Origin of the sequence: Dietzia sp. E1 (genome assembly GCF_014145015.1) — a bacterium.
Classification (GTDB): Bacteria; Actinomycetota; Actinomycetes; order Mycobacteriales; family Mycobacteriaceae; genus Dietzia; species Dietzia cinnamea_A.
This window is the reverse complement of sequence record NZ_JAALDU010000048.1, coordinates 1-339: the sequence shown is the minus strand read 5'-3', so window position 1 is coordinate 339 and position 339 is coordinate 1. Positions and strand designations below refer to the sequence as shown.

Here is a 339-nt window from a genome sequence, read left to right as displayed (position 1 = left end):
GACATGGCGGCGGTCAGTGAGGCGGCTCGCGCGGCGACTGTGGCGCAGAACCGGGCCGGTGCGACGCGGTTGGAGGCGGCGTATGTGCTGGTCGCGCAGTTCGCCCAGGATGCGGAGGACGAGCAGGCGCAGGACGAGCAGCGCCGCGGGGGGTCGCGTCGGCCGGGGTATGCGCGGTTGGCGCCGGCGGCGCGGGCGCGTGATCATCTGGTGGCGGCGTGTCAGTTGACGTGTTGGCATGCCGAGCGGTTGGTCACGGCCGGGGTGCAGATCCATACCCGCCTGTCCCGCCTTGCGTCGGTGGTGGCGCGGGGGGTGATGCCGGAGCAGATGGCGGTT

The 339-nt window shown here is 72.9% G+C and carries 1 pseudogene; it reads left to right on the top strand.

Features of this window, described 5'->3' with window-relative positions:
* Positions 1-3: 3 nt before the first annotated feature.
* Positions 4-339: pseudogene (locus G6030_RS02290) on the top strand (HNH endonuclease); the annotation flags it as partial.